Consider the following 7,890-nt stretch of genomic DNA (forward strand, 5'->3'; position numbering starts at 1 on the left):
CCCGATACTACGTTGCTTCGAACGCAATCGCGACGCCGAAAGCAGCGCTCGCCGGCACGACGAGCCGGTCGCCGATGTGCTGATAGGGGATGTGCGCCCGGTCGAGAAGCAATGCCTGCTCCTGAATCTCGCCGACACGGACCGTAAAGCCGACGAACGACGGCTGATCCATCTCCGCCTCGACCGAGCCATAAAGCTCGCCCGCGTCGTCCGGCGTCATGACGTCGAGATGCCCGCCGGCAAGCGCGAAGGCGAGGTCGTGCTCGGCCGGGCGGCTTGGCTCGACGCCCGTGAAGGCAGTCAGGAAGCCCGCTTGATCTTCGGGCCTGGGCACGGACAGGGCGACGACCACAATGTCGTCCGCCCCGTTCGCATGGACCTGAAAAGCCGCATTCCAGAAATTCTCGGGGAAATGCTGCTGACAGACGAAGAAGCCCGCGAGCGGCGCACCCGGTGCCCGCGCAAATGCCAGCGTGAACGCCACCTGGATTTCGCTGCCATCGGGCTTGCGCCCGCTGCGCTCGAAGAAAAATGGCGCGAAATCGCCGATGCCCCGTTGCGCGAAAAGCGCCGCATCGGCCTTGGCGTGCTCGCTGTCGAGCACCAGCATCGCGAGCCCTTCGCGGCGATTGAGATAATCGCGCACGAAAGCGCCGAAACTGAATGAGCTTGTGCCGTGCGGCGCAATCGCCGCCCCCGCTCCGAGGGAGATCAGTTCGATGAACGAGGTCTTGAACTGAACGAGCCGATTTTCGGTGCCCCAGGGATGCCGGTTGCGCGCGCCGACCTGGAAACCGAGCTTCTCGTAGAAAGCCGCGACGCGATCCAGATCACGAACGGCGACGACGAGATGATCGATGCGGCGTGTCATGGGCCACCCTTGCGCATTCGCCGAAACCCCTCTCCGCGACGCGGGAGGGCTTGCGGCACGGCATCATATCAAACCAGCCGGCTTTGCTCGACCGCCGCGTGGATGAAGCTCTTGAACAGCGGATGCGGCTCGAAGGGACGGGATTTCAGCTCGGGGTGATATTGCACGCCGATGAACCACGGATGGTTGTCGTATTCGACGATTTCCGGCAGCACACCGTCCGGCGAGACGCCGGAGAAGCGCAGGCCCTTCTGCTCCAGCCGGTCGCGATAGGTCATGTTGACCTCGTAGCGATGGCGGTGGCGCTCCGAGATTTCGGTGCCGCCGTAGATTTCGGCAACCTTGCTGCCGGGCCTGAGCGACGCCTGAAACGCGCCAAGCCGCATGGTACCGCCGAGATCGCCGCCGGCACTGCGCTTTTCGAGCTCGTTGCCGCGCAGCCACTCGGTCAGGAGCCCGACGACCGGCTCAGGCGTCGGGCCGAATTCGGTGGAGTTCGCGGTCTCGATGCCGCCGAGCGAACGGGCCGCCTCGATCACCGCCATCTGCATGCCGAAGCAGATGCCGAAATACGGCACCGACCGCTCGCGGGCGAAGCGGGCCGCGCGGATCTTGCCTTCCGAGCCGCGCTGGCCGAAGCCGCCCGGCACGAGGATGCCGTGAATGCCCTCAAGGAAAGGGGCCGGATCCTCGCGCTCGAAGATCTCGCTCTCGATCCAGTTGAGGTTCACCTTGACCTGATTGGCGATGCCGCCGTGGTGAAGCGCTTCGATGAGCGACTTATAGGCGTCTTTCAGGCCGGTATATTTGCCCACGATGGCGATATTGACCTCGCCCTCCGGGTTGTGGACGCGCTCGGAAATGGTCGTCCAGCGGGTGAGATCGGGCGCCTTCGCGTCCTCGATCCCGAAGGCAGCCAGGATTTCGCCGTCGAGGCCTGCCTGGTGATAGGCGAGCGGCACGTCATAGATGGAGGGCGCATCGCGGGCCTCGATGACGGCGGTTTCGCGCACGTTGCAGAACAAGGCGAGCTTGCGGCGCTCGTCCTTGGGGATTTCACGATCGGTCCGGCAGAGCAGGATGTCGGGCTGGATGCCGATGGAGCGCAGTTCGGCGACGGAATGCTGAGTCGGCTTGGTCTTCAGTTCGCCGGCCGATGGGATGAACGGCAGCAGTGTCAGATGGGTGTAGATCGCCTGCCCGCGCGGCAGATCGTTGCCGAGCTGGCGGATCGCTTCGAAGAACGGCAGGCCCTCGATGTCGCCGACCGTGCCGCCGATCTCCACCAGAACGAAATCGAAGCCCTCGTTGCCGGTGACGACGAAGTCCTTGATGGCATTCGTCACGTGCGGAATCACCTGGATGGTCGCGCCGAGGTAATCCCCGCGCCGCTCCTTGGTGATGATGTCGAGATAAATGCGGCCCGTGGTGATGTTGTCGGCCTTGGTCGCTGGCACGCCGGTGAAGCGCTCGTAATGGCCGAGATCAAGATCGGTCTCGGCGCCATCGTCGGTGACGAAAACCTCACCGTGCTGATAGGGGCTCATCGTCCCTGGATCGACGTTGAGATAAGGGTCGAGCTTGCGAAGCCGGACCGTGTAGCCGCGTGCCTGGAGAAGCGCTCCGAGGGCGGCTGACGCCAGTCCCTTTCCGAGCGAAGACACCACGCCGCCGGTGATGAATACGTACCGCGTCATGGACCCCTATCCAAAAGAAAGGCTGCCGATTCGCAAACGCCAAATCAGCATCCAGATTGCCATCCACAAAAAGAGAGGGCCGGAAACTCCGGCCCTGATCGTCAGCCCTACTGCGACTGAGGGACTTGAGGCGCTGCCGGAGCAGCAGGAGCGCTTGGCGCGGGAATCCCGGTCGCCGGAGCCGCAGGCTGGTCGCCCTGAAGTCGCTGAAGCTGCTCGAGAACGTTGCCGCCCTGAGCCCCCGCCGGAGCCTGCTGGCCCGGAGCCGCCGGTGCGGCGCCATCGAGAATCGAGCGCGGAGCCCGGCTCGAGCCGGCCATGATGGTCAGCCCGAGGCTGGTGACAAAAAACAGGGCCGCGAGAATTGCCGTCGCGCGGGTCAGCGCGTTTGCCTGTCCGCGACCGGTCATGAAGCCCGAGACGCCACCGCCGCCTCCGCCGAGACCCATGCCGCCGCCCTCGGAGCGCTGCAGAAGAACGACAGCGATCAGCGCCAGAACAATGATCAGGTGGACAATGATGAGGATCGTTTGCATTGATTCCAAATACCTCAAGCGGCCGCACCCACGGGCCGACCGCTCGTATTTCCATTCGTTGGGCGGGCTGTAGCATAGGTGTGTACGGGATCAAAGGCCCGCAAGCACCCTTTTGCGGATGGTTTGCCAACCTCGCAGCCTCATCCTGAGGGCCGCGAAGCGGCGTCTCGAAGGACGAGGCGTCTCAGGAGACCACTGGAGGATCCTTCGAGACGCAGCCGGAGGCTGCTCCTCAGGATGAGGCGACGGGAATTGTCGTGAACTACCTCCCGTAAGCCCCGGCGATCCCCAGGAAATCGGCCGCCACAAGACTTGCACCGCCGACCAGAGCGCCGTCCACGTTCTCCACCGCCATCAGTTCCGCCGCATTGGAGGGCTTGACCGAGCCGCCATAGAGGATTCGCACCTTGTCCTGCTCAGCCTCGCCGACCAGGACGCGCAGGGCCGCGCGAATGGCCGCATGCACCTCCGCGACGTCGGCGGCGGTCGGCGTCAGGCCGGTGCCGATGGCCCAGACGGGCTCGTACGCCACCACCAGATTGGTGCTGTTGCTTCCGGCGGGGACAGAGCCCTTCAACTGGGTACGAACCACATCGAGGGTCCGACCAGCCTCGCGCTCCTCTCTCGTCTCGCCGACGCAGACGATGGCGACAAGCCCGGCGCGGTGGGCGGCCTGGGCTTTGGCAGCGACGTCGGCATCGGTCTCGCCGTGGTACTGGCGTCGCTCGGAATGGCCGGCCAGCACGCAGGTTGCGCCTGCATCCGCCAACATCTCGGCGGAAATGTCGCCCGTGAAGGCGCCGGATTCCCGCGCGTGGCAATCCTGGCCGCCGATGGCGATGCCCGATCCCTCGGCCTGCTCCGCCAACTGGGCGATGAGGGTCGCGGGCGGGCAGATCGCCATGTCGACCTTGCTGCGCAAAGCCGCCACGAACCCTTCCTGGATCTCCGTCAGAACCTTTTCGGAGGCCTTGAGGCCGTTCATCTTCCAGTTCCCGGCTACCAGCGGGCGCGGCCGTTCGACGCTCATTCGGGCACTCCTGTGACACTCAAGGCAAAGGGACTAGCAGACGCACGGGGCGTCTTTCAACACGCTTGCCCTTTTCGCCGCGCCTCCGATCGGCTATCCGCCTCTATAACAAGTTTCAGGGAAACGGATTTACGATGCTTCGAGGAATGCGACTCGCCGGGCAGAGCCTGGTCGGAAAGATCGTCGCCACGGTTCTTTTCGGATTTTTGATCCTGAGCTTTGCCGTCTGGGGCATCGGCGATATTTTCCGCACGACGCCGCCTAGCGTCGTCGCGCAGGTCGGCAAGACCTCGGTGTCGGTCGATCAGGTCCGCACCGCCTATAACAATGAGCTGCAGCGCCTCGGGCGCCAGTTCCGGACGGTGATCACCCCCGAACAGGCCCGCGCCTTCGGCATCGACCAGCGCGTTCTCGCCAACCTCGTGACCGAAGCCGTGATGAGCGAACAGGCAAAGTCCCTCGGCCTCGGCGTGTCCGACCAGTCGGTGGCGCGCGCCATCATGGAAGACCCCAATTTCCGCGGCACCGACGGCCAGTTCAACCGCGCCATGTTCGACCAGGCGCTGCGCAATGCCTCCCTGACGGAAGCGGGCTTCATCGGCGAACAGCGCTCCGCCATGGCGCGCATCCATCTGGCAGAGGCGATTGCGGGTGATCTTGTCGTGCCGGTGGCGGCCCAGGACGCCCTTCACCGCTACAACAGCGAACGCCGCGCCGCCGCCTACTTCCTGCTGACGTCCGAGATGGCAGGCGAAATCCCGGCCGCCACCCCTGAGCAACTGCAAACGTTCTACAATGAGCGCAAGGCGACCTTCCAGGCGCCCGAATACCGCGCGATCTCGATGCTGGCCGTAGATGCGGCCTCGCTCGCCAAGCCGGATGCCGTGACCGATGCGGATGCGCGCGCGGCCTACGAGCAGGAAAAGGCGAAGTTCGGGACGCCCGAGCGCCGGACAGTCCAGCAGATCACATTCCCGTCGCAGGCGGAGGCGGAGGCCGCGGCCGCGAAACTCAAGGAAGGCGCGACATTCGACGCCATCGCCACCGAACGCGCTGTCGCGCCGGCTGACCTCGAACTCGGCCGGTTCAACAAGGCCGAGATGCTGGATCAGGCAGTGGCCGAGGCCGCTTTCGGCCTGGAAAAGGGCGCGGTCAGCGGCCCCGTGACCGGGCGGTTCGGTCCGGTCATCGTGCGCGTCACGGAAATCCAGCCGGAGGTCGTGCGCCCCTTCGAGGAGGTCTCGGCCCAGATCCGCAACGACATCGCCCAGTCGCGGGCGCGGGCTGAAATCGATGCGGTCCATGACGCCATCGAGGATCAGCGTGCAAGCGCCCGCCCCCTCGCCGACATCGCAAAGGACAAGGGCCTGAACGTCACCCAGATCGCCGCGATCGACAATAGTGGTCGCGACAAAGCCGGGACGGTGCTCGATTTGCCCGAGCGCGAGGCTCTGCTTCGGGCAGTTTTCGCATCCGATATCGGGGCCGATAACGAGCCGCTTCGCGTACCCAGCGGCGGCTATGTCTGGTACGACGTGACGGCGATCGATCCGGCCCGTGAGAAGTCGCTGGACGAAGTCCGCGAGCAGGTGGCCGGTCTGTGGCGCGACGAAGAGGTGGCGCAGCGCCTCTCCGAAAAGGCACGGCTTTTGACAGAGCGCCTCGAAAAGGGAGAGGCGATGGACGCCGTCGCCAACGAGGCCGGCGCATCGGTGAAATCCGCCTCCGACCTCGCCCGCAACACCGCCAAGGACGACCTGACCCCCGAGGCGGTGAACCGCATCTTCGCCGTTCCGGCCGCAAAGGCTGGCAATGTCGCCAATGGCGCGGGCACGCGAGCGGTGTTCAAGGTCACCTCCGCCACCGTGCCGCCCTTCATCACCACCACGCAGGAAGCTGAGCGGGTGGCCACGCAGTTGAAGAACAGCATGGGCGACGACCTGATCAACCAGTACATCGCGCAGATCCGTCAGGATCTCGGCGTCACCATCAACCCGCAGGCGCTGAGACAGGCGACCGGCAGCAGCGATCTGTAACGCCATGACCACCGCGATCCCGGACTTCGAAACCTTCGCGAAGGCCTATGCGGCGGGCGAGTCCGGAATCGTCCGCACGACTCTGGTGGGCGACCTCCTGACGCCCGTCGCCGCATTCCTGAAATTGCGGCATGAGCGCAAGGGCCCGGCCTTCTTGCTCGAATCCGTCGAAGGCGGCGCGGTTCGCGGCCGGTTCTCGATGATCGGCCTCGATCCCGATCTGATCTGGCGCTGTCAGGATGGCGTCGCGGCCATCGACCGCAAGGCGCTGAGCCGCGCGAATGATTTCAAACCGGACGAGCATGCTCCGCTTGAGAGCCTGCGGGCGCTGATCAAGGAAAGCGCGCTTCCCTTGGGCGACGAGCTGCCGCCCATGGCCGCTGGCCTCTTCGGCTATCTCGGCTACGACATGGTGCGCCAGATGGAGCGCCTGGCCGCGCCCAACGAGGACGTGCTTGAGGTTCCGGACGCCATCCTGATCCGGCCCACCGTGATGGTGGTGTTCGACGCGGTGAAGGACGAGATTTCGCTGATCACGCCCGTGCGGCTGCAGGCCGGTATAGCGGCGCGGGCCGCCTACGAGACGGCGCTGGCGCGGCTCGACGAAGTGACGACCGCATTGGAGCGCCCGCTGCCGCTGGATGCGCGGGTCGATCCGCGCACGATCGATTTCGAACCTCCGGTGTCGAACACGACGCCGCGCGAGTTCGAGGACATGGTCGCCACCGCGAAGGATTATATCCGGGCCGGCGACATCTTTCAGGTGGTGCTGTCGCAGCGTTTCGAATCGCCATTCCCGCTCCCGGCCTTCGCACTCTATCGGTCGCTGCGGCGGATCAATCCCGCGCCGTTCCTGTGCTATCTCGATTTCGAGGCGTTTCAGATCGTCTGTTCGTCGCCGGAAATTCTCGTCCGGGTGCGCGACAACAAGGTGACGATCCGGCCCATCGCGGGAACCCGCCCGCGCGGCGCGACGGCGGCCGAAGACCGCGCTTACGCCGACAGCCTGCTGGCCGATCAGAAGGAGCGCGCCGAACATCTGATGCTGCTCGATCTCGGCCGCAACGATGTCGGCCGCGTCGCCGAGATGGGCTCGGTGACGGTGACGGATTCATTCTTCCTCGAATTCTACAGCCAGGTCATGCATATCGTGTCGAACGTCGAGGGCACGCTCGATAGCCGCTACGACGCGCTTCAGGCGCTGATTGCGGGCTTTCCGGCCGGTACCGTCTCGGGCGCGCCGAAGGTCCGCGCCATGGAGATCATCGACAGCCTGGAAAAGCACAAGCGCGGCCCTTATGGCGGCTGCATCGGCTATTTCGGCGCCAATGGGGAAATGGATACCTGCATCGTCCTGCGCACCGCGCTGGTGAAGGATGGCCGCATGGCCGTGCAGGCCGGCGCCGGCATCGTCTACGATTCCGACCCCGCCTCTGAGCAGCAGGAATGCGTCAACAAGGCCAAGGCGCTGTTTCGCGCCGCCGAGGACGCGGTCCGTTTTGCCAGCCGCGCGAGGCTCGGCCAATGAGAGCTATTGATCTTGGCAGCGTCGATCCGAGAAAGCGCTTTCGGCGCTGCGCGACTCTCCTCCCCCTTGCGGGGAGGAGTTGGAGGTGGGGGTCGAACGACTGGGTGACGCAGATATCGATTGATCGAGTATCTGCCCTGCGCCTTTCCACATTCACGCGGTATTCCGACCGTCCAACCCCCACCCTGACCC

Annotated in this window: 6 protein-coding genes; 2 read left to right on the forward strand and 4 right to left on the reverse strand. The window is 65.0% G+C overall.

What is annotated here, in order from left to right:
* Positions 1-7: 7 nt before the first annotated feature.
* The 4 genes from FEZ63_RS14695 to tpiA all read right to left on the reverse strand — a co-directional run bounded on the left by FEZ63_RS14695 (position 8) and on the right by tpiA (position 4,134).
* A complete protein-coding gene (locus tag FEZ63_RS14695) occupies positions 8-871 on the reverse strand; it encodes a VOC family protein (RefSeq protein ID WP_150945740.1) in 864 nt (287 codons plus the stop codon).
* A gap of 68 nt (positions 872-939) precedes the next feature.
* Entirely contained in the window at positions 940-2,568 is a 1,629-nt protein-coding gene (locus FEZ63_RS14700) for a CTP synthase (protein ID WP_150945743.1), read from the reverse strand.
* A 107-nt stretch (positions 2,569-2,675) separates the two neighbouring features.
* Positions 2,676-3,104, reverse strand: coding sequence for a preprotein translocase subunit SecG (secG, locus tag FEZ63_RS14705; protein WP_150945745.1), 429 nt, complete (start codon positions 3,102-3,104; stop codon positions 2,676-2,678).
* A gap of 262 nt (positions 3,105-3,366) precedes the next feature.
* On the reverse strand, positions 3,367-4,134 hold the full coding sequence (gene tpiA, locus FEZ63_RS14710) for a triose-phosphate isomerase (RefSeq protein WP_150945748.1): 768 nt from the start codon (positions 4,132-4,134) through the stop codon (positions 3,367-3,369).
* A gap of 134 nt (positions 4,135-4,268) precedes the next feature.
* Here tpiA and FEZ63_RS14715 point away from each other — a divergent pair, with 134 nt between their 5' ends.
* Both FEZ63_RS14715 and trpE read left to right on the forward strand, forming a co-directional pair.
* Positions 4,269-6,170: a peptidyl-prolyl cis-trans isomerase gene (locus FEZ63_RS14715; protein WP_150945751.1), complete on the forward strand. Its 1,902-nt coding sequence runs from the start codon at positions 4,269-4,271 to the stop codon at positions 6,168-6,170.
* 4 nt (positions 6,171-6,174) lie between these two features.
* Complete coding sequence (gene trpE / locus FEZ63_RS14720) at positions 6,175-7,698, forward strand: anthranilate synthase component I (RefSeq protein ID WP_150945754.1); 1,524 nt, start codon at positions 6,175-6,177, stop codon at positions 7,696-7,698.
* Positions 7,699-7,890: the final 192 nt, after the last annotated feature.

Source organism: Microvirga brassicacearum (genome assembly GCF_008757455.1).
GTDB classification, from domain to species: domain Bacteria; phylum Pseudomonadota; class Alphaproteobacteria; order Rhizobiales; family Beijerinckiaceae; genus Microvirga; species Microvirga brassicacearum.

Bases quoted from the DNA above. Each gene is read 5' to 3' on its own strand.
- FEZ63_RS14695 (WP_150945740.1), bottom strand. From the start codon at position 871: ATGACACGCCGCATCGATCATCTCGTCGTCGCCGTTCGTGATCTGGAT.
- FEZ63_RS14700 (WP_150945743.1), bottom strand. From the start codon at position 2,568: ATGACGCGGTACGTATTCATCACCGGCGGCGTGGTGTCTTCGCTCGGA.
- secG (WP_150945745.1), bottom strand. From the start codon at position 3,104: ATGCAAACGATCCTCATCATTGTCCACCTGATCATTGTTCTGGCGCTG.
- tpiA (WP_150945748.1), bottom strand. From the start codon at position 4,134: ATGAGCGTCGAACGGCCGCGCCCGCTGGTAGCCGGGAACTGGAAGATG.
- FEZ63_RS14715 (WP_150945751.1), top strand. From the start codon at position 4,269: ATGCTTCGAGGAATGCGACTCGCCGGGCAGAGCCTGGTCGGAAAGATC.
- trpE (WP_150945754.1), top strand. From the start codon at position 6,175: ATGACCACCGCGATCCCGGACTTCGAAACCTTCGCGAAGGCCTATGCG.